Origin of the sequence: Paenibacillus sp. SAFN-054, from assembly GCF_051966755.1 — a bacterium.
Taxonomy (GTDB): domain Bacteria; phylum Bacillota; class Bacilli; order Paenibacillales; family Paenibacillaceae; genus Paenibacillus_AQ.
Genome location: NZ_JBQCKS010000001.1, coordinates 682,525 through 708,344 on the forward strand (window position 1 = coordinate 682,525; position 25,820 = coordinate 708,344).

Genomic DNA, 25,820 nt, shown 5'->3' on the forward strand with positions numbered 1-25,820 from the left:
TTTTTGCAAAACGACAAACCGCAAGACGGAGAATGTGGAGAATATAAAGATGAACTAGAATTTTAAATTGACATTGATAATCATTATCAAATAAAATAACCAGGATGGATGAAATCAATTGTTCATATATAACTCATACATAGAAGGAGGCAGTATACATGTTTATTCAAATGCGGCGAATCGTTGTAACGGCAGGCAGCGCCGAGCAAGTGGTGGCAAGGTTTAGTAAACCTGGACCAATCGATGCCATGGAGGGGCTGGTCGATAAGACGATCATGAGTTCCAAAATCAGCAGGGAAGAAGAGGAAGTTCTCGTCATGATCCGCTGGGAATCGCGGGATGCTTGGAAGAACTGGGAAAAGAGTGACGTACATCTGCAGGGGCATCGGGCTAAAAAGGGACAGGAGCCTCCGGCACACGTCATCAGCACCAAAGTAACCATGTACGAAGTGCACGGTGTAACCCAAGGCCAAGCATCTGTGGACCAAGCCTAGCAAGCTTAGATGGCAGTCTCAAAACCTCGGGAGAGGGCGTTAAGCCCCCAATCCTGAGGTTTTTTGCATTCATCCCGAATTTAGATTCCTCTGAGTTTGATAGATTGATAGATTGATAGATTGATAGAATATGGATAGAATGACCATGAAAGATAAGCTTGCCTGGAATAGGGGGTGTCGACGATGGAAAGCATGACGAAAGCGAAATTGACAAGGGATCAAATCAGAAGACTGGTTGACGAACATTTCGGCAGGGAGATCCGCATCCATGATTATGCCGAACTTCATAATGGTTGGTTTAATACAGCGTACGATCTGCTGCTTAGCGATGGCAGAAGCGTGATTCTGAAGGTGGCGCCGGAGAATCAGGTGGAGACACTCACCTGTGAGAAGCACATTATGAGTAATGAAGTGGGCGTATTGAAGCTGCTTCATGAGAAGGGGGCCATCCCGGTACCGGAGGTCTATGCATATGATACGAGTTTTAACTTGATTCCAAGCGAGTATTTCTTTATGGAGAAGGTCGCGGGCCAACCATACAATCTCGTTAAGGATTCTCTAACCGAGGATGAGCAGGATGCGATCGAAGAGGAGCTGGGGCGTTACAACCGGCAGATCAATGAGTACGCGGGCAGCGCTTTCGGACCATTTTTTGAAAATAGTGAAGATGCCTATCCGACTTGGCGGGAGGCTTTCAGCGGCCTGATGTCCGATTTGCTGTCGGATGGCAGGAAATTCGGCGTCCGGCTGCCTATTGTATACGAGCAGATTGAAGAGGCGGTTGCAGCTAAACTGCCGATCTTGAATGAGGTGACAGAGCCGAGGCTCGTTCACTGGGACTTATGGAGCGGAAATGTGTTCGTGGATCAAGGCCGCATCACGGCAATTATCGATTGGGAACGCGCATTATGGGGAGACCCTTTGTTTGAGTATTACTTCAGCCATATGGAGAATTCAAACGCATTTTATCGGGGATACGGCAGCCGGTTTGATGCTCCGCACGAGAAAGAGCGGCGAAAGCTCTATGACCTGTATTTGGATTTGATTTATGTCATTGAGTGCCGTTCCCGGAAATACGAGGATCCGGATCACCTCCAGTGGGTGGAAAAGAATTTCATTACGGGCTGGAATACATTCCAAGGTTAATCGATGAATAATAAGGAAGGCGACCCCTCACGCATATGCGTTGCAAGGCCGCCTTTGATTGTTTCCAAGCTCGCATCCGATCAGCTATGGGAGGCATGGATGTCACGGATGCTGCGGCCGCGCGCGAAAGCGTGAACCGACTTCAGGCTGTCCAGCGTATGGAAGCCGTACTTGCCATAAATTCGCTCGACAGATTCATTGATGGGGAACACCCATAATTTACGCATCCCTTGCCTGGAGGATTCATGCTGAACGAACCGGATCAATTGACCAATGAATCCCTTTCCCCGGTATGCTTCCAGGGTGGCCACGCTCTCTAGTCTCGCTTGATTTTCATGTACAAAGATGCAGGCGGTAGACACCGCAGTTCCATCATGACGGAGGAGAAAGTGCATATAGTTGGGATGATTCCACTGCTCCATAAACACCTTTTCCATCGTTTCCTTGCCACCGAACTCCGATATGCTGCATTCGATATGCAGCGCTTCATGCACGTTATGGGCATCAACGCGCTCGATTGTCGTTGTGGGCGGTTGCAGGCTCATGGATTCGAGATGCCCGTCCCACAGCTGGACAGGACTGATTAATTCTTCGGTAAGAAAATGATGATGGGCCAGCGCCTCGAGTAAACGGCCTTGCTGCTCCGGATTGTAAATATAGAACCTCGGTATAATTCCCTTTGACTCGTAAAATGTTACGACTTCATCGATGACGGTATCCGGATCGAGCACTTCGCTGCTAATGTGGGCATGATTGGCATCATAGTAATTCACCTGCCGTTCATTGCAGAACAAAGCACCCCATTCGGTATCGATGCGTTCCGTGAAAGTCTCTAAATAAGCAAAATCCATTGCCAGGATATCCTCTACATGGCCCATAAGGCACCTCCTTAAGCGGTTGTGAATCTATGAAACTTCACCCGACTTCTTTCTTCCATACATTCGATAGAGGAATATGCCGAAAAGCATGCCGATGAATGACATGACGGAAATGGTGAGATACATCGTTTTGCCTCCGAACGCCTGATACAGCGCACCACCCGCAAAGGAGGCGAGAATGCCTGATACTCCGAAAAAAAGCAGTGCAAGCACGGTTTGACCGGTTGCTCTCCATTCAACGGGAACGATGCTGTACAAATACTGAATGGCCGCCGTATAGAATACCGGGAACGTCATAATTTGCAGAAGCTGGATATATGCCAGCCAATTCGGGTCCGTAATCCATGCAGAGATAAAGAACCGGACGAAATAGAAGGCTCCGGCAATGGAGATGATCGCGAGCTCTTTATTCTTGCGCAGCCACCAGAAACTTAAGGAGAACACAATAATTTCGCTGCCTGCAGCAAGGAACCATGCCAGGCCGAGCAAATCAGGTTTGCCTCCCAGGTCCTTGATGTAGAGTCCGAGGAACGTGTCGTTCATCCGTGCCGGAATCGAGCTGATGAAGACCAGGACGAGAAACAGCAGCGTTTCCTTGTTGCTCAGAAAGCTCTTCAAGCTTTTCATCGTTACGGGCTTGCTCGAAACTGGCGCATCCGGCATGAAATAGGTCACAATCAGGCTGAGTAAGCCGAGTCCTGCAAAGGTGTAACCGAGACTATGCGCACCATAACGTGTCATCAGATATCCGGCAAGCAGCGACATGACGGCGTAACCCAAGGCACCGAAGGTCCGGAGAGAGCCATAGCTGATTCCCGCAGATTCGGCCACCCGGAAGTTCAGGCTTTCCGTTAACGGATCGATGGGCATGAGAAAGAAGTACGTCAGCATGACGAAGACAATAATCAAGGCATAATGATCGGTGCTGTATAGCAGATAACCCGTCACTGAAGTACACAGTACGAGAATGAGCAATACTTTGCGGATGGTTCGGGTCCGGTCGCTGATCATTCCCCAGAGCGGCTGGGCGATCAGGGTAATGAAACCGCCAATCCCTACAATCGTGCCGATTTGCGATTCATTCAAACCCTGTTCGCTGAAATAGAGCGGCAGGAACGGGATAAACATCGACAGGAGAGCAAAGAAAAGAAAATTAAAAGATTTGACTGTTACGGATGATCTCATGGATTATTCAGTTCCTTCTTTTCAAGATGTGAAGACAGCAGTTCTGCTATTTTACCATAGGAACGTACATATGGCGTGAAGAAGTTGTAATTAGCCGAGATAAACGTGCGTGGGGCAGATATGGTACACTATGATAAGTTGTACGGTTTCAAGCGATTAGCATAAAGAATTCATAGAATAGAATAATACTTGGGAGAATATAACGATATGAAATTGGTGTCATGGAATGTCAACGGCTTGAGAGCCTGCGTCAATAAAGGATTCAACGAGTATTTCAAAGAAATGGACGCGGATATGTTCAGCGTGCAGGAAACGAAGCTGCAGGAAGGGCAAATTTGCATGGAGACAGGTGAAGAATACAGCCAATATTGGAATTATGCGCTGAAAAAAGGGTATTCCGGTACAGCGGTCTTCACGAAAAGGAAGCCTCTTTCGGTCTATTATGGCATGGAGGAGAATGAAGAAGCCGAAGGACGTCTGGTCACTTTGGAGTTTGAACATTTTTACCTGGTCAACGTGTACACGCCGAATGCCAGAAGGGATTTGTCCCGTCTGGAACTGAGAATCGAGTGGGAGGAGCGCTTTCGCCAATATGTGACGACACTCGATTCGAAGAAACCGGTCATCATTTGCGGTGATCTGAACGTCGCCCACCAGGAGATTGACCTCAAAAACTGGAAGTCCAATGTGGGCAACTCCGGGTTCACGCATGAGGAACGCGGCAAAATGACGGAGCTTCTAGGCGCAGGCTTCGTGGACTCCTTCCGGCATTTCAACCCGGAGCGGAATGATGCATTTACGTGGTGGTCCTTCATGCCGAAGGTAAGGGAGCGGAACATCGGTTGGCGGATTGATTATTTCCTCGTCTCCGCACGGCTCGTGCCCGCGCTAATAGATGCGCGGATCGACCCGCAGGTGATGGGAAGCGATCACTGTCCGATCATACTGGAGCTTGATGAGTCGAAGCTTGAAATGATTGCTTCTCAACACTGATTTTTATTGAAAAAAGGACTGCTCCGGCATACACCGGAAAGCAGTCCTTTTAAAGTTATGCTAGTGTTCAGTTTCAGTTAGCCCATACCCCGTTCCGGAACACCGGCTCAATCGTGCCGTCCGGCAGTTCGCCGTCAATCTCCAGCTGCTCGGAGCCGACCATGAAATCGACATGCGTCAGGCTGACATTTGCGCCGCGCGCAAGCAGTTCTTCCTTGCTAAGCTTTGTGCCGCCTTCGATGTTCACCGGATAGGAGCTGCCGAGCGCAAAATGGCAGGAAGCATTCTCATCGATACCGGTGTTGTAGTATACCCGCTTCATCTTGGAGATGGGCGAGTCGAAAGGAACAAGCGCCATTTCCCCAAGGTAAGAGGCACCTTCATCGGTTTCGAGCAGGGATGTCAAATGCTCACGACCGGAAACGGCGTCATATTCCGTCACCTTGCCATCCTTGAACGTTATCTTTATTCCTTCTACCAGGCGGCCGTTCAGGTTCAGCGGAAGCGTGCTCGTGACGGTGCCGTTCACGCCGGTACGGTGAGGCATGGTGTAGATTTCTTCGGTCGGCATATTGGCGACAAAGTAGTTGCCTTCTTCATTATGATCCCCGCCGCCTAGCCACAGATAGCCTTCAGGCATCTCTACGTGCAGATCGGTTCCAGGAGCACGGTAATGCAAGGCTTTGTAGCGCTTGTTATTCATAAATTCCTGTTTCTGTTTCAGCGTCTGGATGTGTTCCTTCCAGGCAGCGACCGGATCATTGTCTTCTGTCACCCGGTTCATTTGGAAGACGGCCTCCCACATCGCGTCGACACGCTGTTCCTCCGGAAGATCGGCGAACACCTTGTCGGCCCACGCTTTTGTCGGGGCTTTGATCAGCGACCACGTGACCTTGTTACTGCGCACATAGGATTGGTATTTTTCCCGGGCAACGGCAGCCGCTTTCACGGCTGTGGAAACCTTGGAAGAATCGATGCCGCGGAACAGCTCAGGATCAGGCACTTTAATATGTAAAACCGCGCCGCGGCCTTCAGCAAGCTGTTCCATCGTGTCTGCCTGCCATTTCGGATAATATCCGAATGAATCGTCAGCCGCTTTTTCGTAGCGGATTCGGGTGATCTTCTCATCATCCCAATCGACCTGAACGAATTTAGCTCCGGCCTCATAGGCTTTCGCAACAACATGGCGAGTGAAGTCCACGGCTTCCAACGGAGATTGTACCAGCAGCACCTGTCCGGGCTGAATGTTGACGCCCACTTGGATGACGAGTTCAGCGTATTTTTCAAGCATGTGATTGAAGTTTTTCATCAGCGATAAGTCCTCCAGTTTGTTCGGTATCCCTTTTAGTATAACCCCAATCGTTTCCCCGTGCCTTTGAATTTTGAAGACTCGCCCGTCAGCTCTTGATCGCGCCTGCGGCAATGTCCGAAATGAACTGCCGGCTGACGAACAGGAACATGATGATGAGCGGGATGACGGCAAGCAGCGTGCCGGCGATAATCATTGCGTAATCGGTTGTGTATATTCCGTTCAAGGAAGCTAAAGCCACCTGCAGCGTAAATTTCCGTTCATCGTTCAGAATGATCAGTGGCCATAAATAGTCGTTCCAGGCGCCGATGAAGGTAAAGGCTCCAAGGAAGGAGAGAGCAGGCCGCAAAATGGGCAGTGATATGCTCCAGTAGAGCCGGAAAAAGCCGCAGCCGTCGATTTTGCCTGCATCCAGTAGTTCCGAGGGCACGGAGTCCTCCGCGTACTGGCGAATCCAGAATATGCCGAATGCATTCGCCATGCCCGGGATGATCAAGGCCTTAAATGAGCCCACCCAGCCCAGTTTGGTCATAATGACGAAGGAAGGGACGAGCGACAGCTGGGCGGGGGCCATCATGGTGGCGAGCAGAAGCACGAACAGCCACTTTTTGCCCGGAAACGTGAATTTGGCGAATGTATAGCCGGCAAGCGAATCGAAGAACAGCACCAGAATCGTACTTGCCGTTGCGACGAACAACGTGTTCAGCAGCGTCCGAAAGAAATTGATGTTATCGAAAACGCGGGAAATATTATCGAATAAATGCGTACCGAACCATAGTTTTGGCGGAAAGCTGTAAATTTCGGGCGTGGTTCGTGTCGCCATGACAGCCAGCCAGTAGAACGGAAAGACGGAGACCATCAGTCCGAGGATCAGGCCAAGGTACAATAAAACGTTTTTGCTCCGCAGCATATGAATCCCTCCCGATAGGTATTGTTCATTATTTCGCTCCGTTTCCCTGAACCACTTTCCAGTTGATAATGGAGATCAGGGCAATGAGCACGAACATGCCCCAGCCCACGGCAGAGCCGTACCCGAAGTAGTTGTTGATGAATGCCTCGCGGTACAAATACAGGACAATCGTCAGACCACCGCCGTTCGCGCCGCCGTCGTTGCCGACCAGCACCTGCGACTCCGTGAATATTTGCATGCCGCCGATCGTAGAGGTGATGAGGGTGAACAGAATAATAGGGCGAAGATTCGGAAGCGTAATACGGAAGAAGGATTGAACACCGGTGGCACCGTCGATTTTGGCCGCTTCATAAAGTACGGACGGAATGCTCTGCAGCCCTGCAAGGTAAATCACCGCATTGTAGCCGACCCAGCGCCAGATGACCATGAAGGATACAGCCAGCTGGATGCCCCAAGTATGGTTCAGCCATTCAACAGGATCAAAGCCGAACAGTGTGATGACATAATTCAATAGGCCGTAATTGTTAGAGAAAATGGTGCTGAAAACGATCGATACCGCGACCAGGGACGTGACGTTCGGCAGAAAGTAGCCGATGCGGAACAACGTGCGGAATTTAATGAACGAAGCATTGAGAAGAAAAGCAACGACAAGAGCGGAGAAAAGCATCGGTACCGTAGAATAGACCCAGATCCGGAGCGTATTGCCCACGGCTTTCCAGAATTCCGGATCGGTTAGCATAAAGCGGTAGTTATTGATGCCGTTGAAGGTCATATCGCCGATGCCGTCCCATTTTTGAAAAGACAGGTACATGGAGAACAGAATCGGAAACAATCCGAAGACGGCAAACAGAATGTAAAAGGGGGATATCGCCAAGTATTCCTTGCGGTGCCTCCAGATTTCCGAAGATAATTTGCGTTTGCCGGAGACCGGATACGTTCGATTCGGTTCCAGCGGTTGTCGAAGCGGTGCTCCCATACATTTCAACCTCCCCAGTTGATGGTATGAAACGGAATGCTTCGTTTAGCGAAGCAGTTCTTTTTTCACGCGTTTCAGGGCGGATTTCCACGCTATATCCGGGTTTTTGCCCAAAGCGACGGACTGGAGCTCCCGGCTCACGATACCATTCAAATTCGCATACTTGCTGCCGAAATACGCCGGTTTGACGTTACGGGCTGATTCGGTAAAAATATCTCCGGTGCTTTGGCCGCCGAAAAAGTCCTCTTGTTCTTTCATGACCGGAGCATCCAAAGCCTTGGAAGCGGAAGGGAAAAGGTTAATATCTTTAAAGGCCGTGACCTGGTTATCCGGATTCATCAGCCATTTCATCACATCGAAGGCTTCTTTGGAATGCTTGCTTGTTTTCATAATTGCGAGGAAGGAGCCGCCATTATTTCCGTCGCCTCCCGGTGCCCTGGTGACGCGCCATTTGCCGGCCGTAGCGGGAGCCGCATCCATCAGAATTTGCTTGCACCACACGGCACCGACGAAGGAAGCAATTTTGCCATTGTTCATCGCGGCATTCCATTCGGAGCTGAAGGTGCCGGCATTCGCTACAAGTCCCATTTGCGATGCTTGCACGGCAAGATCCCAGGCTTTCTTCATTGATGAATCCGGGGTTTCTCCGATGAATTCATCCTTTTTGTCAAAATAAATTTTGTCCGATTGTGCGTTGACTTGCGTATAGATGCCGCTGATGTTATCGGTCAGCTTCACGCTGCCTCCGAGCACCTGCTGCAGCTGTTGTCCTGCCTTGAAATAATCCTCCCAGGTGCCCATCTGCTTATGAACCTCTTCGGGTTCGGCCGGAAGACCTGCCTGGCGAAACAGATCCTCCCTGTAAAATAAGGCGGTAGGTCCGGTATCGATCGGCATTGCGATCATGGTGCCTTCCGGCGTCACGCCCATCTGCCATTTCCAATCCAAGTAATCCGGCTCAATCTCCTTCGCGCCCAGATCATACAGATTGACGAAACGGTCAGCATTGGGGAACAGCTCAGTTACCCAATCGTTAAATGCAACGATATCGGGTCCGTTGCTGCCGGCCGCCAGGGTAGTCTTGAGCTTGGATTTGAAATCACCGCCGATCTTTTGGGCATTGATGCGCACGTCCGGAAATTGCTTTTGTACGGCCTGGATCAGATTGTCGTCCAGACTACGGTTCCAATACCATAATGTAAGCGTTTTCTGATTAGGGGTCGACGAATTGTTGGAGCATCCACCAAGCATGAACACGACAATCAGCAGCCAGAAGAAGTAGTTTCGGGTTTTTCCCATCCACTTAACCTCCATTCCTGATTCAGCAGGGTAACTTAACTCCTATCCACATTATCTAAATTATGTATAATGAGTATATATTAATCGCTCTTTTTTACATTGAAACGCTTGAGCATTGCCCAGCATGAAAACTTTAATATCAGGAGTGTGATTGTATGCGGCAAACGGACGTATCGCTTCCGAGAAAAAGCACGGAGGAATTAGGCATTTCCTCGAAAAACGTTATCGGCTTTTTGGACAGCCTGGCAGAACGTCAGATTGAAGCTCACAGCTTTATGTTGTTGCGCCATGGAAAGGTAGCGGCAGAGGGATGGTGGAATCCTTATTCGCCGGAACTTCCCCACATGTTGTTCTCGCTCAGCAAAAGCTTTACCTCGACCGCCATCGGCATGGCTGTGCAGGAGGGAATACTGAAGCTAGAGGATCCGGTGGTTTCTTATTTTCCGGAAGATTTGCCGAGCGAAGTGTCATCCCATCTGGCCGCCATGCAAATACGTCATCTGCTGATGATGGGAACCGGCCATGACACCGATACGATGGATACGCTTCATGCATCGGAAGACGGCAATTGGGTAAAAGCATTCCTGAAGCTGCCTGTCGTCCATGAACCCGGCACGCATTTTCTCTATAATACGGGTGCCACCTATATGCTCTCGGCCATTTTGCAGCAAGCAGCAGGAGAGAGTTTGCTGCAGTATTTGCAGCCCCGCTTGTTTAAACCGCTCGGCATCCGGCAGCCAACTTGGGAAACATGTCCGCGCGGCATACATACCGGAGGTTTCGGTTTAAGTGTTACGACCGAGGATATCGCGAAATTCGGGCAGCTGTATCTGCAAAAAGGCATATGGCATGGACAGCGGATTATTGAGGAAGCCTGGATTCAAGAAGCAACGGGTAAGCAGATCGCAAACGGCAGCGGAGATGACAGCGATTGGGCGCAAGGATATGGTTATCAATTCTGGCGCTGTCGTCACGATGCTTACCGTGGAGACGGAGCGTTCGGCCAATTCTGCATCGTTCTTCCTCGGTATGACGCCGTCATCGCAATGACCTCAGGAACAAACGATCTCCAAGGCGTTTTGAACTGTGTCTGGGATCACCTGCTGGATGCATTTCAGCCGGAGCCGCTGGAAGCTAACGAGTGGACGGGGGAGCTCCAGGAGCGCTTGAAGCAGCTGCATTTGGATCCTCCGCGGTTTGAGCCTGATTCCCAACGGGAAGAGGAAATAAACGGAATTCGTTACCGGCTCGAAGAGAATGAAATGGGAATTGGCGGCCTTCAACTGGATTTCGGGACAGATGAAGCCATACTGACTCTGATGACCGCAGAAGGAGAACGCAGGCTGAAACTAGGGCGCCAAGAATGGATCGTAGAATCCTTGCAGCTGTTTAACCCGCAAACCGAACTGTTCGCTTCCAGTTTTACCTGGAGCACGCCTGACCAGCTCGCGCTTACGATCCGCGGAGTCGAAACGCCGTTCTGTTTTACACTTGAGATCGCCTTCAAGAATGAGGAGATCGAATTGAAGCAAGGGATCAACGTATCGTTTGGTCAAACGGAAAGCGAGCCGGTCAAGGGATTGGCAACATAGATTCATCGTATAACTGCGTTACAAACATAGGATTAGGACCATTGGTTAGCAATGTTAGAAAGCTTCCTTGAATAGATCGTACACAGCCCCTCCACGTGATTTGGAGGGGCATCTTCATGTTACTTTGAAGCTGAAAACGACAGGATAATGATCGCTGAACGGAGCTTGCCAGGTGAAACTTATCGCTACGAGATTCCGTCAATAGGGATGGAGGTGAGATCATTACGATGAGCATGCGTAAATTTAATATAGCTTCGCTGCTGCTTGCGGTCCTCCTGGTCGGTTCTCTTACCGCTTGCGAAAGCGATAAAGGGACACCGTCTCCCGGGAAAAATCCGAATCAATCGGTGAACGAGCCGCAGGCGAAGCCGGATAACGAAACGCCAAGTCCGGCTCCCCAACCGGCGGGTCCGCCGCAAGAGAAGCCTGAGGTGACAAAGGAAGGTAAAGGCAGCTTTACCGGGCTTGCGGATTCTCACACGGTTGAAATTATTGTGGACGGACAACCGATGGCTTTACAATTTGGAGAAGAGCTTCAGTCCAAGCTGCAAAGCATCCGGGCCGAGCAGCAGGTGGTGTTTCAATACGAGGAGAAAGCGATCGAAGGCGATGATTCGCTCAAGCAGCTTGTCTTAAAGGACATATCGACATCCGGGTCAAAGGAAGGAAGTTCGCCGATGGATAACGCGCTGCCTGCTGAGATGAAAATCGATGTAACCCTTGAGGGCATGCAGGAGCAGCGAACCGCCAAGCTGGTTCACGGTGACGGCTATTCCTTGTACCGTTTTGAACAGTTCACATTCGATCCGGGCAGAAACCTTCTGTACATGAACGTAGATCCCGGTTACCAGGTCCGGATTGAGAAGCTTCCTTCCGGCTTCGAGCTGGAGGATCTTGAGCTAAGAGGGCAAGAAGAGCTTGGAAAGCACGGCGGCGTCATGAAGCTGAAGAGCGGCGAACTCCCTGAACCGATGCAGGACGCAAGCCTGTACCTGACCGTTCAAGGCAAAGGCGGGATGAGCGAATATATCGTGAAGGAGCTTGATGGCAGCAGCTACGTTTTCCATGTGGATATCCCGCAGAGAGAAGCTTCAGAGGGATTTGTGCCGCTTGCGTTTGCCTCACTGAACACGATCCGAAATCACTAGTGTGATGTCAAGAAGCTGCTGCGGGAAACATCCGTGAGCGGCTTTATGGCATTGATGTTACAACGAGGGTACACGGAGGTGCTGCCGGCCGCCGGATTTTTCTCCTGACAAAAGACGCATCGTTTGCCCTCTTTCCGACCGCAAAGCCGCAGCTTTGCTCGATATTGCGCAAGCGCTTCGGATTAATATTGCAGAAAATGAAAAGAGCCCTTAAGCGGGCTCTTTTTCTGTTGGCGCGGACGGCGCCTGCCATAAGATCATATGATGGGTACTACTGATTTTTTCATAGAACAACTTCGAATCTCGTTTGAACACATGCATGACGACATGGATAACAAACCAAGCGTTGATGGCAAAAGCCGTGACGCTGATCAAAAGCCTGGCAATATTCGGCACTTGGTCAAGGGAGCCTGCGAGCAGCAGATTGATTCCGAAGTACACCCAATACAGCAGCCCGTATCGCTTCAAAAGCGCAGCCAGTGTGATTCGCGAACCTTCTTTAACCAAGCGGATGCGTACTATCCATTTTCCTGGCGTAAGCCCGTTCGTGAGCCAAGGCACTCCAATGAAATATAGTCCAGTGGCGATCCAGAAGGATGCGCGGATATGAAGCAGGAAGCAGATGGCCATCAGGATCGGCCAGATCACGGAGTCGATCAAAAAAGCGATGGCTCTGCGCGTATACGATACTCTCTTGGTGGACAGATCGACATGCTCGTCGAGCTTCTCGATTCGCGGCAGAAGCCCGGATATCCATTCTGCGGCCAGATAACCGCAAATGCCGCCGAGCGTGTTCATGATCAGATCATCCACGTCGAACACGCGGTACGCATGATCATACAGCCCATAAATGCCTGTCAGCTGGGTGATTTCAAAGAATAGGGAAAACAAAAATGAGATGAAAATCGAGCGAATCAAGCCCGTACGGAAATAATATCTTAGCACCATGCCAAAGGGAACCGTCAGGACGATATTGAACACCACTTGCAGAAACGCCCGTTCTTTCAGCAGATGAATGTACGTCGACGGATCGGAGCCGGTGACCGACGTTTCCTTCAAAATATCGAGAATAAAATTCAGCGGAAGCAGCTGCAGGGCTCCGGAGGCGAGCTCTGCATTATGCCGGGAAGCCGGCAGCGGCAAAATGACCAGAAAAAGGGCGTTCAACAGATAAAGAAGAAACAGATATAGTACGAATGCCCGCACTTTATTCACGTAACCGTATTTTCGGTATTGAACGATCAGGAACGGCAGGGTGAAGAGCAGCGCCGCAATCGGGAAAGACATAAAGGCATAAGAAATGGGAAACAGATAGGAATGTAGCATGGGTAACACCGCCATTCTTGGGATCAAATATAGGCCTGAAATACAGCCGAGTACGATCATAACATATGAAAAGGTCATTTCCGTTTAAATTTTGTTTAATTTTTCAGGCCGTCTACAGCTTTTTATTCATAATGATGCTGAATAGGTTATACTGAACTATGCGTTTCGAATTAATAGATCGTCATGATGATGAAATACCAGGAGGATATGGATGGGACAAACAGATCGTACCTTACAGAAAAAATTGAAGCCTAGACATATCAGTTTTATGGCTATGGGCGGCGTGATCGGAACGGGTATATTCAAGGGCAGCGCAGAAACGATCGGACTGGCGGGCCCGGGTGTCATTATCACGTATATCATTGCCGGGCTGCTTTTGCTCGTGGTCATGGCAGCAATGGCGGAAATGGCTACCGTATATACGAACCGGAATATGAAAGATTTTGTCCGCGAAGCTTTCGGGGAGCGGGTTTCCTTTATCATGGGCTGGATGTACTGTTTTATGTGGCTGTCGGTGTGCGTCATCGAGATTATTGCGGCAGGGAGCTTTTTGCAGTATTGGCTGCCGGGCGTGCCGCTATGGACGCTGAGCCTGGCCTGCGCGGCATTCATTATTTTGATTAACTTACTCAGCGTAAGCACCTTCGGGGAGTTCGAATTTTGGCTAGCGGGCATTAAAATCGCAATGATCATCATCTTTATCGTGCTTGGCGCGTGCCTAATATTCGGAATCATCCCAAGCGATCACACCCCGTATTTGCATAATTACATGAACTCGGGAGGCTTCCTGCCAAACGGCCTGTCCGCGGTCTTTTCGGCGATGCTGGTCGTCATGTTCTCTTATGGAGGGTCTGAGCTTATCGGTCTCACGTTAACGGAAACGGAAAATGCGGAACGGATTTTGCCAAAGGTAGTCGGTAATTTCATTTTGCGCATCATCCTGTTTTTCACGCTTCCGATTCTGATTATTTGCGGACTTATTCCGTGGAATCAGCTTGGCCCGGACAGTAGTCCATTCGTGCAGGTGCTCTCGTCAACAGGGTTGTCCGGGGCTGCGCACATCATGAATTTTATCCTTGTGACCGCGGTATTATCGGCTGCGAATTCAGGCGTTTACGGCGCGTCCCGCATGCTGTTCTCCATGGCTGCGGCGGGCGAAGCGCCCAAGGCTCTGACAAGGACGAACCGTAAGGGCAGCCCGGTCAATACGCTGCTTCTGTGTGCCGTCATTCTGCTCGCAGGCTCCATGCTGGGGATTATTGCGCAGGACCGGTTGTTTCGGGTATTGATGGCCGTACCGGGTTTTGCGGTGCTGCTTGTATGGATTTGCATCGCGCTCTCGCAGCTGAAACTGCGTCCCCGCTATCCTTCGAAACCATCCTTCAAAGTTTGGGGATTTCCTTATGTGACAGGCGCTGCGGTGGTCAGCCTGGCGGTTATCGCGCTTCTGTTTCTCATCGATAAGCAGAACCGCTTCAGCATCGGCATATGCTTGGCTGTGCTCGCTTTGCTCATGATTTGGTCCTTGGCTAAATTCAGACCGGGAAGGGATGGCGCTTAAGCTTGCCGGCCACTTTTTGACGGGAACAAATGTTCCGAAAAAAGGATTGACATCATCTCCGATTCACAGGTATAGTAAGATCAAAACATACGGATGGAAGCGGGAGAAGCACCTCGCAGGAACAGGCCCCGGGCCTAGTCTTGCCGGGTGCTTTTTCTTTTCCCGCCGAGACGTCCGCCGAGATGGGAGATGAAGTTGTTGATAAATCGAAGAAACTGGCGTAAGCGTGCCGAAGTCGGCTTGGCAGCGGTATTAAGTTTGCTTCTTGTGCTGCTCTGCCTGCCCGAAAGCGCATTAGCCTCAGAATCGGGCTGGGATGCGGCCTTGGTCAGCGTAGAGCAACTGCATGATGCATGGACTTCGGTGGAGTCCTTGAACAAAGAGGACAAACAGCAGATCCAGCAGCTTCGCAAGCAGAATAACGATGAGCTGAAGCGGATCAACGCAGCCGTGCAACGGATTGATAAGACCAAGCTTGATCCATTGAAGCTGCAGGCGGACCAGGTGCAGAAGAAATATGCGCCGCTGCTGGCTGAATACGCGGAGCTTGGCAAGAAGGCGGCAGAAGCCAGAAAACGCAAGGACTCGAAATCGGCGCTTCTATATGATTTGAAACGAAACCGCATGAAGACCTCTGTCAATCATGCTCGCCAAGAGATCAAGCAGAAGAAGGAAGCATATTCCTCAGCCCGCAAACAAGCAGCGGTCAAGGCCAAGGCCGTGAAGGATATGTTGGCGGGAATCCAGCCTATAAAGAAGCAAATCACGGCAGAGAACTCAAAAATAACGGGCTGGAACCAATCGAAGTCAGCTGCGGACAAGCGTTATAAATCAGCTGTGAAGCAGGGGGATGCGATCTCCGCCGCAGTTGAGCTGAAGTCCATGGTGAATGCGTCCAACCAAATCCGTTCATCGCTGGGCCGGATCATGGATTGGGAGAAGGCAATCAGGGAGAAGCTTCGCATCGCCCAAGGGAAGCTTCCTGCTTCTGCATAAATCTTCCAATCCTCCAACTTCCGGGTAAGTTTCACTCAAGACGGGGCTGATGATACCTGGAGGTTGGTATACTCATCTGCGATGTCGTAAAATAAAAGAAAGACTCGCAAATGAATGGGAAAAGGAGATCAACATATTTATGGCAACGGTTAGAGAGCTGCTCAGCGAAGCTGATTTCGAGGAAGCCGAACAGCGGAAGCTTCCGATTCGTGTATTCCGCGACGATCATTTGATTGATGCGATGACCTATATCGTGCGGTTCACGGACACGACGATTATTACGCAGAAGGATGTCGGGGACATGACATATCATTCCCGGCGGGAATGCCAGTTTTATGAACTGAAGAAATAAAGTAGAGGCGACCTGCCGGGTAATTCCCAGTGAAGGTCGCCTTCGTTGTTAAAATCGGTTTATCGTCCTCTTATGACGATGCTTACTTTTATCATGAATAGTTATGACGATAAAGTTCCTGAATGCCCGAGAAATGTATTTTTGGGGATGTAGTCCACCAGCTTGATGATGCAAGACGCGGAGATTAACCGGGGCGAATGTTTGCGAAAAAGCGAATATATGATGCGGCAGATGTGGTAACTAGGGCGAACGTATGTGAAAAAGCGAATATAGTATGGGGTGTGTGTGGTAAACGAAGCAAATGTATGCGAAAAGGCGAATATAGTATGGGGTGTGTGTGGTAAACGAAGCAAATGTATGTGAAAAAGCGGATATAGTATGGGGTGTGTGTGGTAAACGAAGCAAATGTATGTGAAAAAGCGAATATATGATGCGATGCGGACAGTAACTGGGCGGTAACTAAGTCGTATATATACGAAAAAGCGACTACATAAAGTGGTATGGGCAGCAAACGAAGCAAATGTATGCAAAAAAGCGAATATATGATGCGATGGACAGTAACCGGGGTGAGCGTATGCGAAAAAGCGAATATATGATGGGGTCTGGGCGGTAGCTAAGACGTATGTATACGAAAAAGCGAATACATAAAGTGGTATGGGCAGCAAACGAAGCAAATGTATGCGAAAAAGCGAATATATGATGTGGCAGGCGAGGTAACTAAGGCGAATGTATGTGAAAAAGCGAATATATGATGGGGTCTGGGCGGTAGCTAAGACGTATGTATACGAATAAGCGAATATATAAAGCGGAACGGGTAGTAAACGAAGCAAATATATGTGAAAAAGCGGATACATGATGCGGAAGAGGCGGTAACGAAGGTAATCTCCCAGGCAATAGATGATGAACTGGCGCAGCTTGGTGTGAATGGAGCTGTTTCTTGGCAATAACCTCTAGAATGATGAAAAGCCGCTGATCAGCGGCTTTTTGCATGTAACGCGGTAAGCGGACCCCGGTGAATGCTGAGCGTCATTCAATGGCCCCGTCTTTCTTTGGGAAGACGCTTCGGTTCACGATCTCTGCAGCCAGGTACAAAAGCGGAATGGAAACAAAGACGCTGATCCGGTAGCTCGCGGCATATGGCCAGTCCGAAAGCGTGCGTATCGTGTACGTCAAGAGATGGATGGCCATATTGGTGAAGCAAAAGGCATAGCTTCGTACCATCCATTTGCGGTGGCTCTCCACCCGCCCTTTGCGGATTTGGATAATGGAGATGAGCGTAAAAGCCGGCCACAGCATGTTCAACTGGTTAAACGCAATGCTGACACTTCGCCCGCCTGTTGCATACGGCGCCATATAACCGGAGGTGAGTCCCACGATCATGACAGATGCAAAGTAGGTATAGCCGTTCCATCGATGGAACCTTGGGTATCGGGTTCTCGTGGCTCTTGAGAAGTTAACGGCTCCCGCGATCATGCCGATGGCTGCGAAGACGACATGTACTCGCATCGCGGTCAGCCAAATGGGCAGGTTCAAAGGATGATTCAAGTCGGCTTTCCATCCCAAAAAGGCCGAGGCATCAGGATCCTGGTACAGGACAGTAAATGCGATATACAGCAAAAAAATGATCATTACGGCAATCATAAGAACGTAAGACAGCTTGCTTTTAGACATAACATGCTCCGCTTCTATTAAGATACGGTACTTTCAAGACACCAAGTGTATTTTACCATGAATTTCTTGGAGAGGCACCGCACGTGCAGGCAAGGTGAACAATCTTTATAATAATAAATAAAGCAATGCTGACCGAGGCATGTCGGCGGCCTGAACGGAAGCGAAGGGGATTATGAATTTGGCAGCGAAAAGAGAACGAATCATAGAGCTCATGTGCAGAAAGATTCAATCGGAGGAACGTCTGATCGGCGTTGCCGCCGGGGCGGGAATATCGGCCAAATATGCGGTGAAGGGCGGAGCAGATTTAATCCTTGCCTTGAATTCCGGAAGGTTCAGACAGATGGGGCTCGGCTCCATTGCGGGGCTGCTGCCTTTTGCGAATTGCAATGACATGGTCATGGAGTTCGGCTCAAGGGAGATCCTGCCTGTCGTCGGCGATACGCCGGTCATCTTCGGCTTGTGCGGTACGGATCCGACGATCGATCTGCCGTCTTATCTGGGACGTATCGAACAGAGCGGCTTTGGGGGGATCATCAATTACCCGACGCTTGGACTTATTGACGGCCAGTTCCGTGAAGCGTTGGAGGAAGAGGGAATTTCCTATTTGCAGGAAGTCGAAGCGGTACGGCTTGCGCATGAGCGAGGGATGTTGACCATGGCGTTCGTCTTTAACACGGAGCAGGCTGCCTTCATGCTGGACGCGGGTGCGGACGTGATTTGCGCTCATCTGGGCGTTACGGCCGGAGGCTTAATGGGCACGAAAAAGGTACTTTCGCTGGAAAAAGGAGCGGAAATCGCGAGACAAATCTTTGCCGTTTGCGACCAGTCCGGACGAAACCCTGTCAAGCTTGTCTATGGCGGTCCTGTGCACACGCCGATCGATGTGCAGTACATGTATGCCAATACGTCAGCGATGGGTTATGTCGGTGGCTCGAGCTTCGAGCGGATTCCCACGGAAGAGGCGATCGTGGAGGCAACGCACCGGTTCAAAATAACGGGGCAGCTGGAGCAGGATGAACCATTGATGGACAAGCTGAGCCATGCCGGCGAACCTTACGATTATGTGGCTTATGTAAAAGAATTTATTGCCGACAACTATATGAACAACATCTCGCTAACGGAATTGGCCGATCGTATCCATGTGTCGAGAACGCATCTCAGCGCGCTTTTCAACAGGGAAGTAGGCTGCAGCTTTCCCGAATATATCGCGAAGTACCGCATTCATAAGGCTCAGGACGTGATGAAGCATACCAAGCTTTCTTTGGCACGCATTGCGGAGCTCGTCGGTTATCCGGACTATGTGCATTTCAGCAAAACCTTCAAGAAGTACTCGGGCTGCACGCCGCAGGTATACCGGAAACAAATCGGCGAATAGCTGCGGCTTCAGCGAATCGGACAAATATACATAAAGATCATACAAGGATACGATTACTTTATGTTGAAAGCGCTGTATTATGGGGTTGTAAGGTTCACGGCGGCGGCCCGCTGGGCTGGCGAGGTGCCTGATCTCAAGGAGAATCTAGGGAGGTTATACGGTGAAAACGATAGCCATTGCCGGAACATTCGACTCAAAAGGTGCAGAATTTTCATATGTAAAATCGATTATTGAGAGCTTGGGGTTGAACGCATTCACGATCCACAGCGGTGTGTTCGAGCCCATGTTTACGCCTGACGTATCCAATACCGAAGTCGCGGAGGCGGCAGGCCTTGACCTCACAGAAATCGCGGCCAAGCGGGACCGCGCAGCCGGGACGGAAGCTTTGGCGAAAGGCATGGAGAAGCTCGTACCAAAGCTGTACGCGGAAGGCAAGTTCGACGGTATTCTTTCTTTTGGCGGTACCGGCGGCACATCGATCGTCACAGCCGGCATGAGAGCGCTGCCGATCGGCGTACCGAAGCTGATGGTGTCGACAGTAGCTTCAGGGAATACGGCACCTTACGTGGGAACCAGCGACATTGTCATGTTTCCATCCATCGTAGACGTGGCGGGCCTTAATTCATTCTCGACCAAGATCTTTACCAATGCCGTACATGCCATGGCCGGCATGGTACAATTTGAATCTGAGCCGCCGCAGGACAAAAAGCCGCTCATCGCCGCCACCATGTTCGGTGTTACGACGCCTTGCGTCGACCATGCAAGAGAATATTTGGAGGAGCAGGGGTACGAAGTGCTCGTATTTCATGCAACAGGGACCGGTGGACAAACGATGGAGAGCTTGATCGAGGGCGGCTTCATTGACGGTGTGCTGGATTTGACGACGACCGAGTGGTGCGATGAGCTAGTCGGAGGTGTGCTGGCGGCAGGGCCACATCGGCTCGAAGCGGCAGGTCGCCATAAAGTGCCTCAAGTCGTCTCGACGGGGGCGCTCGATATGGTCAATTTCGGCCCGTTTGAAACTGTACCGGAGGTTTTTAGAAGCCGCAATCTATACAAGCATAACCCGTCGGTCACCTTGATGCGGACGACGGCAGACGAGAACCGCCGATTGGGCGAAATCATTGCCGGAAAGCTGAATCAGGCGGAGGGCCCGACCGTCCTCATGCTTCCTCTGCAGGGCGTGTCCATGCTGGATGTCGAAGGCGAACCGTTCCATGGGATCGAGGAAGACCGGGTATTATTCGATACGCTGCGGCACAACATTGACCGGAACAAAGTCGAATTGATCGAAGTAGACACAGATATTAACGATCAGGCCTTTGCCGTCGAAGCTGCCAAGAAATTGGTGAAGCTGATGCAAACGAGTCAGACGCTGAGCCGCGTGAACTAACATATCCGACAGGAGGAAATCATACGATGAAAACGAGACAAGAGATTATAGCCGAACTGAAAAACGAGGTGTCCGCAGGGCATGTGCTGCTGGGGGCGGGAGCTGGGACCGGGATTTCGGCGAAAAGTGCCGAAGCCGGCGGAGTAGATCTCATCATTATTTATAATTCCGGGCGGTACCGGATGGCAGGCCGCGGTTCCCTTGCGGGTCTGATGGCCTACGGTGACGCGAATCAGATCGTAGTGGACATGGGAAACGAGGTGCTTCCCGTCGTCAAGGATACCCCTGTGCTCGCTGGCGTGTGCGGAACCGATCCGTTCCGGATTATGGATATCTTTTTGAAACAGCTCAAAGAGCAGGGATTTGCCGGTGTGCAGAACTTCCCTACGGTCGGCCTGATAGACGGTGTATTCCGTGCGAATCTGGAAGAAACGGGGATGGGATATGATCTCGAAGTCGAGATGATCCGGAAAGCACATGAGCTGGATCTTCTGACAACACCGTACGTATTCGATGTGGAGCAGGCGAAAAAGATGGCGGAAGCCGGGGCTGATATCCTTGTTGCTCATATGGGGCTCACAACCAAGGGGACGATCGGTGCCAAAACAGCGCTGCCCCTTGATGATTGCGTGGACAAAATCCAGGCTATCTGCGACGCGGGCAAGGCGGTGAATCCCAACATCATGATCCTGTGCCATGGCGGCCCTATTGCCGAACCGGAAGATGCGGAATACGTTCTTTCACGGACTAAAGGGGTTGAAGGCTTCTTCGGAGCCTCCAGCATCGAGCGCTTTGCGACCGAGGTCGGGATCAAGCAGCAGACGGAAGCTTTTAAAAACATATTGAAATAAACGCGGAATAATAGTATTTGGCGTTTGATCCATCCAGGCCATGGCTGTACGGAAGAGGGAAGCAGGTTCGCGATCCCGTTCCAGCCATGGCTTTTGTGTACGGTGATATCTATCCGTTGCATGCAGCCGCCGCGTCAGCTGGTGCCAACGCTTCCTGATCCTCAATAAAAGCCTTCGGAGCGCTGTTAACCGATATGCTCTTTAATTTTCCGCCCGGTCTTAATAACCCCGTAACCAAGGAGGGTGAACAGGAATGCGTAAATCACCGTGACGGGGATTGCGACGGTCCAGATCATTTCACTCCATCGATTGATCAACCCGATCATCATAACCAGGAAAGTCGTTACATTGGAGAGCAGCACCACAGCCATGATACGCTGCATTTTTTTGTACAGTCCGGCAAGGGACTCCCGGTCCGTGTACAGTTTCTGGACGGATTTCGGGCTCCATTCCCGGCGGAAATAATGCCAGATGCCGTGATAGGAGGTTACATATTCCCAACCGGCATCGCCATACAGGTCAAAGTATTCCTGAGCGGGTCCCGTTGTACCCAGTCCGGGCTGATAATCGAGACAGTACGTATAGCGGACGGAAGAATTCTTTGCGAAAGTACTCTTCATAGCGCCTGGCTTTACAAGATGCAATCCTTCCGCAGACAGCTTGTTAATCCATTGTTCCTCCTGTTCATAATCCCAGCTTAGGTTCAGACGATAGCGTTTTTCCAATGAATGTTCCAAAAGATATCACTCCGTTTCGCTCGATATCATGCGTCTTCCAACCTTCGAAAGCTCCTCCAGGCGAATGATTTCCGCTTGCGCGACCTGCCTGCCTAACAGGGTAATGGCGTACATTTTACGCCTCGTGTCCGTACCTTGAGGTCCGGCATGGGGTTCGATCAGGCCTTTGTTCTGCAGTGTGTTCAGCGCAGTGTATAGCGTGCCCGCACCGATTCTGACCCGGCCGCCGCTCATGTGCTCTGCATCCTGCATGATCCCATACCCGTGAGACGGGGACTTGTAGAGAGCAATCAGAATATAATAAAACGCCTCGGTCAGAGGCAGCATTTCGTCAGGCGAATTCAAAACCGCTCCTCCTTTCGAATTATATATCGTATATCGATATAATAATATTCGATATATCGAATGTCAATATAGTTTTGGTTTCGCTGAGCAATATTCTTTAGTGAAGGAGAGCCCGGTTAAGAATGCGATAACCACTCCAGTATTGGACATATGTCATCTTGAATTTGACTGATGGAGGAGAAAAGACCTGTTTTCCGATGCATCCAAAGACCCGTGATTTTCATGTCTAAGCTCCCTATACTATTTAATATATAAAATGGATGAACCGGTGGGCTGTGCCCTTGCACGCTTGAAAGGAGGTGATAACCAATGAATGCCATTCACTTACTCGCGGGCATTCCGGGCAGCGGCAAAAGCCATTATGCCAAGGAACTATGCAAAGAAAAGCGCGCCGTGCTGGTCGCGACGGATACAATCAGGCAGAGGTTGTTCGGTAGCGAATCGAAGCAGAAGAAAACGTATGTGGTGTTTGACGAAGCTTTCGCGGAAATGGAACAGGCGCTGGCATCCGGCAGAAACGTCGTGTTTGATGCGACGAACGTCAGTCGCGACCGCAGGCATAAGTTCCTGAAGCGGTTCAAGGATGTTCCGGTTGAATGCCACGTATGCGCTGTGCCGTATGAAACGGCCCGGGAGAGAATTCAGGCAAGGAAACGCCGGCTGGATGACAAGATCATGATCAAGTACGCCAAAAATTTCGAGTTTCCGGTATGCGGAGAAGGCTTCACCGATCTGCACCTGATTCACCTGCAGGGCGAAACGAAACTGGAGCGCGTTAAGCTGGAGCAGCTGCTCGCAAGCAAGCCTGACCATACAGATTTGTTCGGCTATTTGTCCGTAAATCCGTACTTTGAAATCATGCTGGGATTCGATCAAGAAAATCCGCATCATTCCAAGACGCTGTCGGAGCATACCCATGCCGTTTTCGATTACATCAACGCATTCTACGAAGGCAGGCATCTGCTGGCCATGCAGCTTGCGGCGCTGTTTCACGACGCAGGCAAACCGCTGTGCAAAGTGTGGAAAGAAAACCGCGGATACTATTCCTATTACGGTCATGAACATGTATCGGCAAGCATTGCCTGCCAGGTACTGAAGGATCTTGGCTACGAGGATGATTTCGTCCTGCATGTCGTCCACCTCGTCGAGTTTCATATGGACATTTTGCATGGCGGGGACGCAGGTGCATCCAATATCTATCATCTATTGGGGGAAGACCTGCTGGCAGAGCTGTATTTTTTTGCGGAGGCGGATACGTACGCGAAGTAACGTCTGATATGTAAGGCAGCAGGAGGTGATGAACATGAAAATCAAATATCCAAGGACGATGCATCTGCCATGGTCCCGGGGTTACACGGATGACGATAAGATATGGAGGAATACGGATCCTTTTAAAGGTCAAGAGGTTGTCATTACCGAGAAAATGGATGGTGAAAATACCACGATGTATCCCGATGCCATCCATGCCAGATCACTCGACAGCAAGGACCATCCTTCCAGACACTATGTAAAGACGCTGCACGGCGGAATCAAGCATTTGATCCCGGAAGGCTATCGCCTATGCGGGGAGAACGTATTTGCCAAGCATTCGCTTTCTTACGCCGCATTGCCAAGCTACTTTATGCTCTTCTCCGTATGGAACGAACACAATCTCTGTTTGTCCTGGGACGAAACGGAGGAATGGGCTTTGCGTCTCGGCTTGGCGGTCGTTCCGGTTTTGTACAGGGGCCTGTGGAGCGAGGAAGCCGCGAAGGCATGCTATACCAAGCTGTCCCGTTGCGGGGGAGAACAAGAGGGTTACGTCGTCAGACTTGCATCCGCTTTTTCCTATCAGGATTTTATCCGAAGCTCGGCAAAATTTGTAAGACAGAATCACGTGCAGACGGATGAGCATTGGCTGAGCAAGCCGATCGAACCGAACCATTTAGCCTGATCCAGGGGGATCGAGGAATTTGAAAGACATTCTTAAATTTTAGTAAGGGGCGCGATGATCATGTAATCCGAACCGGAAGTATACAGAGTAATGCCATGGAAGTTAAACAATTGAAATTTTTTCTGAATTTTATATGAGATCAAAAAAGAAGCAGGTAAAGCCCAAGTTCGTTTTTTATAGCAGCATAAATAATAAAATAATTCTCTGGCCCGTTTAAAAAGGTTGTACAGCGGGTATAGGAGCGCATACATAACAGATGGAAACGATGAAAGGATGACAAACGAGATGACGGAAGAAAACAACACATCCGGATGGGATGCAATCGATCAGCAATTATCGAACGTATACGGAGAGCAGGAGCCCAAGCATTACGGAACTCTCCTTCCGTATTCGCTGGGAGGTCAGGACCCGCTGGATGGCATCAGCGCTTATCAAAGCGATACGCCGCAGCCCCACTGGCATTTCGTAACATATGGTTTCTCGGAGCTGTATGACAAGGAATCGGATATTGCTGAAGAAAGCGGCTATGGATTTGAATTAACGTTTCGACTGACCCGGTCTGCTGAAGAGGAGGAGCCCCCGGCATGGGCGTTGAATCTGCTTCAGAACATGGGGAGATACGTATTTAACAGCGGCAACGTGTTCCGTTCCGGCGACTATCTGGACGCGAACGGCCCGATCTGCCTCGGTTCGGAGACGGAGCTGACCGCGCTTGCTTTCGTTCATGATCCGGAGCTTCCCGGAATGGATACGCCGAATGGAAGAGTGGAATTTTTGCAAATGGTCGGCATCACGAAAGACGAACTGGAAGCGATGCAAACATGGAACACGCTGGGCGTCCTAAAGGCCGGTCTGAAGTATCTGCCGCATTATATCACGAATTTGGGACGCGGCACGCTGCTTCAGTATCCGGACGTAACGGAAGCGGTTCAGAGCGGCATGGAGACAGACGGCTCAAATACGGGATTCTTATACGTAGACCAATTGGCGTGGACGCCGGGCAAAAAGGGCCTGTTCAGCAAAAGCCCAGCCACGCTTCGTCTCGGAGCAAAACAGGCAGGGATCATCGGGAAACTGCTGCGTGGACGCATCATGAAAGGGAAAGGTCTTACCTTGGTTGGACCCGAGATCCGTGCGGTGTTTGAGCCTGGAAACCAAGCGGAATGCCACGAGCAGGATAACGAGGTGAGAATGGTGCTGGATGAGCAGACGGCGGCTGATTTAAGCCTGAAATTAATTCCCCAAGCACAGCGGGTCGAACTTGATGCACTTAAGGGCGTAGCCATTCAGATCGTCCCAACCCACATCAAGGATAACGAAGGTAACGTGGTCGAAACGATCGGTTAAAAA

Annotated in this window: 24 protein-coding genes; 14 read left to right on the forward strand and 10 right to left on the reverse strand. The window is 50.4% G+C overall.

Annotation, left to right across the window (positions count from 1 at the left end; all coding sequences use genetic code 11):
- Nucleotides 1–158: 158 nt before the first annotated feature.
- Together ACTHPM_RS03305 and ACTHPM_RS03310 are read left to right on the forward strand one after the other, a co-directional pair.
- The gene (locus ACTHPM_RS03305; RefSeq protein ID WP_440393749.1) at nucleotides 159–494 is read left to right on the forward strand and encodes an antibiotic biosynthesis monooxygenase; all 336 of its coding nucleotides are present in this window, start codon (nucleotides 159–161) and stop codon (nucleotides 492–494) included.
- A gap of 183 nt (nucleotides 495–677) precedes the next feature.
- Complete coding sequence (locus ACTHPM_RS03310; protein ID WP_440393750.1) at nucleotides 678–1,640, forward strand: phosphotransferase family protein; 963 nt, start codon at nucleotides 678–680, stop codon at nucleotides 1,638–1,640.
- Between the two features lie 80 nt (nucleotides 1,641–1,720).
- Here the strand turns inward: ACTHPM_RS03310 and ACTHPM_RS03315 are convergent, their stop codons facing one another.
- Both ACTHPM_RS03315 and ACTHPM_RS03320 read right to left on the reverse strand, forming a co-directional pair.
- The gene (locus tag ACTHPM_RS03315; RefSeq protein WP_440393751.1) at nucleotides 1,721–2,518 is read right to left on the reverse strand and encodes a GNAT family N-acetyltransferase; all 798 of its coding nucleotides are present in this window, start codon (nucleotides 2,516–2,518) and stop codon (nucleotides 1,721–1,723) included.
- A gap of 27 nt (nucleotides 2,519–2,545) precedes the next feature.
- Complete coding sequence (locus tag ACTHPM_RS03320) at nucleotides 2,546–3,703, reverse strand: MFS transporter (RefSeq protein WP_440393752.1); 1,158 nt, start codon at nucleotides 3,701–3,703, stop codon at nucleotides 2,546–2,548.
- A 207-nt stretch (nucleotides 3,704–3,910) separates the two neighbouring features.
- On the opposite strand from ACTHPM_RS03320, the gene ACTHPM_RS03325 reads away from it, so the two are divergent.
- On the forward strand, nucleotides 3,911–4,696 hold the full coding sequence (locus ACTHPM_RS03325; protein ID WP_440393753.1) for an exodeoxyribonuclease III: 786 nt from the start codon (nucleotides 3,911–3,913) through the stop codon (nucleotides 4,694–4,696).
- A 73-nt stretch (nucleotides 4,697–4,769) separates the two neighbouring features.
- Here ACTHPM_RS03325 and ACTHPM_RS03330 read toward each other — a convergent pair whose 3' ends face one another.
- From ACTHPM_RS03330 to ACTHPM_RS03345, 4 genes are all read right to left on the reverse strand, one after another.
- Nucleotides 4,770–6,005 (reverse strand): aminopeptidase, encoded by a 1,236-nt coding sequence (locus tag ACTHPM_RS03330; protein WP_440393754.1) that lies wholly within the window; start codon nucleotides 6,003–6,005, stop codon nucleotides 4,770–4,772.
- Between the two features lie 88 nt (nucleotides 6,006–6,093).
- The gene (locus ACTHPM_RS03335; protein WP_440393755.1) at nucleotides 6,094–6,915 is read right to left on the reverse strand and encodes a carbohydrate ABC transporter permease; all 822 of its coding nucleotides are present in this window, start codon (nucleotides 6,913–6,915) and stop codon (nucleotides 6,094–6,096) included.
- 28 nt (nucleotides 6,916–6,943) lie between these two features.
- A complete protein-coding gene (locus ACTHPM_RS03340; protein ID WP_440393756.1) occupies nucleotides 6,944–7,891 on the reverse strand; it encodes a carbohydrate ABC transporter permease in 948 nt (315 codons plus the stop codon).
- A 45-nt stretch (nucleotides 7,892–7,936) separates the two neighbouring features.
- Nucleotides 7,937–9,190: an ABC transporter substrate-binding protein gene (locus ACTHPM_RS03345; RefSeq protein ID WP_440393757.1), complete on the reverse strand. Its 1,254-nt coding sequence runs from the start codon at nucleotides 9,188–9,190 to the stop codon at nucleotides 7,937–7,939.
- Nucleotides 9,191–9,345: 155 nt separating this feature from the next.
- On the opposite strand from ACTHPM_RS03345, the gene ACTHPM_RS03350 reads away from it, so the two are divergent.
- The gene (locus tag ACTHPM_RS03350; protein WP_440393758.1) at nucleotides 9,346–10,782 is read left to right on the forward strand and encodes a serine hydrolase domain-containing protein; all 1,437 of its coding nucleotides are present in this window, start codon (nucleotides 9,346–9,348) and stop codon (nucleotides 10,780–10,782) included.
- A gap of 233 nt (nucleotides 10,783–11,015) precedes the next feature.
- Nucleotides 11,016–11,930, forward strand: a complete 915-nt coding sequence (locus ACTHPM_RS03355) for a hypothetical protein (protein WP_440421431.1) — start codon at nucleotides 11,016–11,018, stop codon at nucleotides 11,928–11,930.
- A gap of 210 nt (nucleotides 11,931–12,140) precedes the next feature.
- Here ACTHPM_RS03355 and ACTHPM_RS03360 read toward each other — a convergent pair whose 3' ends face one another.
- Nucleotides 12,141–13,256 carry a VanZ family protein gene (locus ACTHPM_RS03360; RefSeq protein WP_440393760.1) on the reverse strand — a complete coding sequence of 372 codons (1,116 nt, stop codon included), beginning with the start codon at nucleotides 13,254–13,256 and terminating at the stop codon, nucleotides 12,141–12,143.
- A 211-nt stretch (nucleotides 13,257–13,467) separates the two neighbouring features.
- Between ACTHPM_RS03360 and ACTHPM_RS03365 the strand changes: the two genes are divergently transcribed.
- The 3 genes from ACTHPM_RS03365 to ACTHPM_RS03375 all read left to right on the forward strand — a co-directional run bounded on the left by ACTHPM_RS03365 (nucleotide 13,468) and on the right by ACTHPM_RS03375 (nucleotide 16,165).
- On the forward strand, nucleotides 13,468–14,817 hold the full coding sequence (locus tag ACTHPM_RS03365; protein WP_440393761.1) for an amino acid permease: 1,350 nt from the start codon (nucleotides 13,468–13,470) through the stop codon (nucleotides 14,815–14,817).
- 198 nt (nucleotides 14,818–15,015) lie between these two features.
- Nucleotides 15,016–15,813, forward strand: a complete 798-nt coding sequence (locus ACTHPM_RS03370; protein WP_440393762.1) for a hypothetical protein — start codon at nucleotides 15,016–15,018, stop codon at nucleotides 15,811–15,813.
- A 139-nt stretch (nucleotides 15,814–15,952) separates the two neighbouring features.
- Nucleotides 15,953–16,165: a hypothetical protein gene (locus ACTHPM_RS03375; RefSeq protein ID WP_440393763.1), complete on the forward strand. Its 213-nt coding sequence runs from the start codon at nucleotides 15,953–15,955 to the stop codon at nucleotides 16,163–16,165.
- 1,026 nt (nucleotides 16,166–17,191) lie between these two features.
- On the opposite strand, the gene ACTHPM_RS03380 is transcribed toward ACTHPM_RS03375, so the two are convergent.
- Nucleotides 17,192–17,836 (reverse strand): DUF2306 domain-containing protein, encoded by a 645-nt coding sequence (locus tag ACTHPM_RS03380; protein ID WP_440393764.1) that lies wholly within the window; start codon nucleotides 17,834–17,836, stop codon nucleotides 17,192–17,194.
- A 178-nt stretch (nucleotides 17,837–18,014) separates the two neighbouring features.
- Here ACTHPM_RS03380 and ACTHPM_RS03385 point away from each other — a divergent pair, with 178 nt between their 5' ends.
- The 3 genes from ACTHPM_RS03385 (at nucleotide 18,015) to ACTHPM_RS03395 (ending at nucleotide 21,455) form a co-directional block, all read left to right on the forward strand.
- On the forward strand, nucleotides 18,015–19,211 hold the full coding sequence (locus tag ACTHPM_RS03385; RefSeq protein ID WP_440393765.1) for a phosphoenolpyruvate hydrolase family protein: 1,197 nt from the start codon (nucleotides 18,015–18,017) through the stop codon (nucleotides 19,209–19,211).
- 160 nt (nucleotides 19,212–19,371) lie between these two features.
- A complete protein-coding gene (locus ACTHPM_RS03390; protein WP_440393766.1) occupies nucleotides 19,372–20,604 on the forward strand; it encodes a Tm-1-like ATP-binding domain-containing protein in 1,233 nt (410 codons plus the stop codon).
- A 26-nt stretch (nucleotides 20,605–20,630) separates the two neighbouring features.
- Entirely contained in the window at nucleotides 20,631–21,455 is an 825-nt protein-coding gene (locus ACTHPM_RS03395; protein ID WP_440393767.1) for a phosphoenolpyruvate hydrolase family protein, read from the forward strand.
- 185 nt (nucleotides 21,456–21,640) lie between these two features.
- On the opposite strand, the gene ACTHPM_RS03400 is transcribed toward ACTHPM_RS03395, so the two are convergent.
- Together ACTHPM_RS03400 and ACTHPM_RS03405 are read right to left on the reverse strand one after the other, a co-directional pair.
- Nucleotides 21,641–22,192, reverse strand: a complete 552-nt coding sequence (locus tag ACTHPM_RS03400; protein ID WP_440421433.1) for a DUF2812 domain-containing protein — start codon at nucleotides 22,190–22,192, stop codon at nucleotides 21,641–21,643.
- 6 nt (nucleotides 22,193–22,198) lie between these two features.
- A complete protein-coding gene (locus ACTHPM_RS03405; RefSeq protein WP_440393769.1) occupies nucleotides 22,199–22,537 on the reverse strand; it encodes a PadR family transcriptional regulator in 339 nt (112 codons plus the stop codon).
- Between the two features lie 309 nt (nucleotides 22,538–22,846).
- Here ACTHPM_RS03405 and ACTHPM_RS03410 point away from each other — a divergent pair, with 309 nt between their 5' ends.
- From ACTHPM_RS03410 to ACTHPM_RS03420, 3 genes are all read left to right on the forward strand, one after another.
- A complete protein-coding gene (locus ACTHPM_RS03410) occupies nucleotides 22,847–23,806 on the forward strand; it encodes an AAA family ATPase (RefSeq protein WP_440393770.1) in 960 nt (319 codons plus the stop codon).
- Nucleotides 23,807–23,840: 34 nt separating this feature from the next.
- Nucleotides 23,841–24,470 carry an RNA ligase family protein gene (locus tag ACTHPM_RS03415; RefSeq protein WP_440393771.1) on the forward strand — a complete coding sequence of 210 codons (630 nt, stop codon included), beginning with the start codon at nucleotides 23,841–23,843 and terminating at the stop codon, nucleotides 24,468–24,470.
- Nucleotides 24,471–24,755: 285 nt separating this feature from the next.
- On the forward strand, nucleotides 24,756–25,817 hold the full coding sequence (locus ACTHPM_RS03420) for a suppressor of fused domain protein (protein ID WP_440393772.1): 1,062 nt from the start codon (nucleotides 24,756–24,758) through the stop codon (nucleotides 25,815–25,817).
- Nucleotides 25,818–25,820: the final 3 nt, after the last annotated feature.

Bases quoted from the DNA above. Each gene is read 5' to 3' on its own strand.
- ACTHPM_RS03305 (WP_440393749.1), top strand. From the start codon at position 159: ATGTTTATTCAAATGCGGCGAATCGTTGTAACGGCAGGCAGCGCCGAG.
- ACTHPM_RS03310 (WP_440393750.1), top strand. From the start codon at position 678: ATGGAAAGCATGACGAAAGCGAAATTGACAAGGGATCAAATCAGAAGA.
- ACTHPM_RS03315 (WP_440393751.1), bottom strand. From the start codon at position 2,518: ATGGGCCATGTAGAGGATATCCTGGCAATGGATTTTGCTTATTTAGAG.
- ACTHPM_RS03320 (WP_440393752.1), bottom strand. From the start codon at position 3,703: ATGAGATCATCCGTAACAGTCAAATCTTTTAATTTTCTTTTCTTTGCT.
- ACTHPM_RS03325 (WP_440393753.1), top strand. From the start codon at position 3,911: ATGAAATTGGTGTCATGGAATGTCAACGGCTTGAGAGCCTGCGTCAAT.
- ACTHPM_RS03330 (WP_440393754.1), bottom strand. From the start codon at position 6,005: ATGAAAAACTTCAATCACATGCTTGAAAAATACGCTGAACTCGTCATC.
- ACTHPM_RS03335 (WP_440393755.1), bottom strand. From the start codon at position 6,915: ATGCTGCGGAGCAAAAACGTTTTATTGTACCTTGGCCTGATCCTCGGA.
- ACTHPM_RS03340 (WP_440393756.1), bottom strand. From the start codon at position 7,891: ATGGGAGCACCGCTTCGACAACCGCTGGAACCGAATCGAACGTATCCG.
- ACTHPM_RS03345 (WP_440393757.1), bottom strand. From the start codon at position 9,190: ATGGGAAAAACCCGAAACTACTTCTTCTGGCTGCTGATTGTCGTGTTC.
- ACTHPM_RS03350 (WP_440393758.1), top strand. From the start codon at position 9,346: ATGCGGCAAACGGACGTATCGCTTCCGAGAAAAAGCACGGAGGAATTA.
- ACTHPM_RS03355 (WP_440421431.1), top strand. From the start codon at position 11,016: ATGCGTAAATTTAATATAGCTTCGCTGCTGCTTGCGGTCCTCCTGGTC.
- ACTHPM_RS03360 (WP_440393760.1), bottom strand. From the start codon at position 13,256: ATGCTACATTCCTATCTGTTTCCCATTTCTTATGCCTTTATGTCTTTC.
- ACTHPM_RS03365 (WP_440393761.1), top strand. From the start codon at position 13,468: ATGGGACAAACAGATCGTACCTTACAGAAAAAATTGAAGCCTAGACAT.
- ACTHPM_RS03375 (WP_440393763.1), top strand. From the start codon at position 15,953: ATGGCAACGGTTAGAGAGCTGCTCAGCGAAGCTGATTTCGAGGAAGCC.
- ACTHPM_RS03380 (WP_440393764.1), bottom strand. From the start codon at position 17,836: ATGTCTAAAAGCAAGCTGTCTTACGTTCTTATGATTGCCGTAATGATC.
- ACTHPM_RS03395 (WP_440393767.1), top strand. From the start codon at position 20,631: ATGAAAACGAGACAAGAGATTATAGCCGAACTGAAAAACGAGGTGTCC.
- ACTHPM_RS03410 (WP_440393770.1), top strand. From the start codon at position 22,847: ATGAATGCCATTCACTTACTCGCGGGCATTCCGGGCAGCGGCAAAAGC.
- ACTHPM_RS03415 (WP_440393771.1), top strand. From the start codon at position 23,841: ATGAAAATCAAATATCCAAGGACGATGCATCTGCCATGGTCCCGGGGT.
- ACTHPM_RS03420 (WP_440393772.1), top strand. From the start codon at position 24,756: ATGACGGAAGAAAACAACACATCCGGATGGGATGCAATCGATCAGCAA.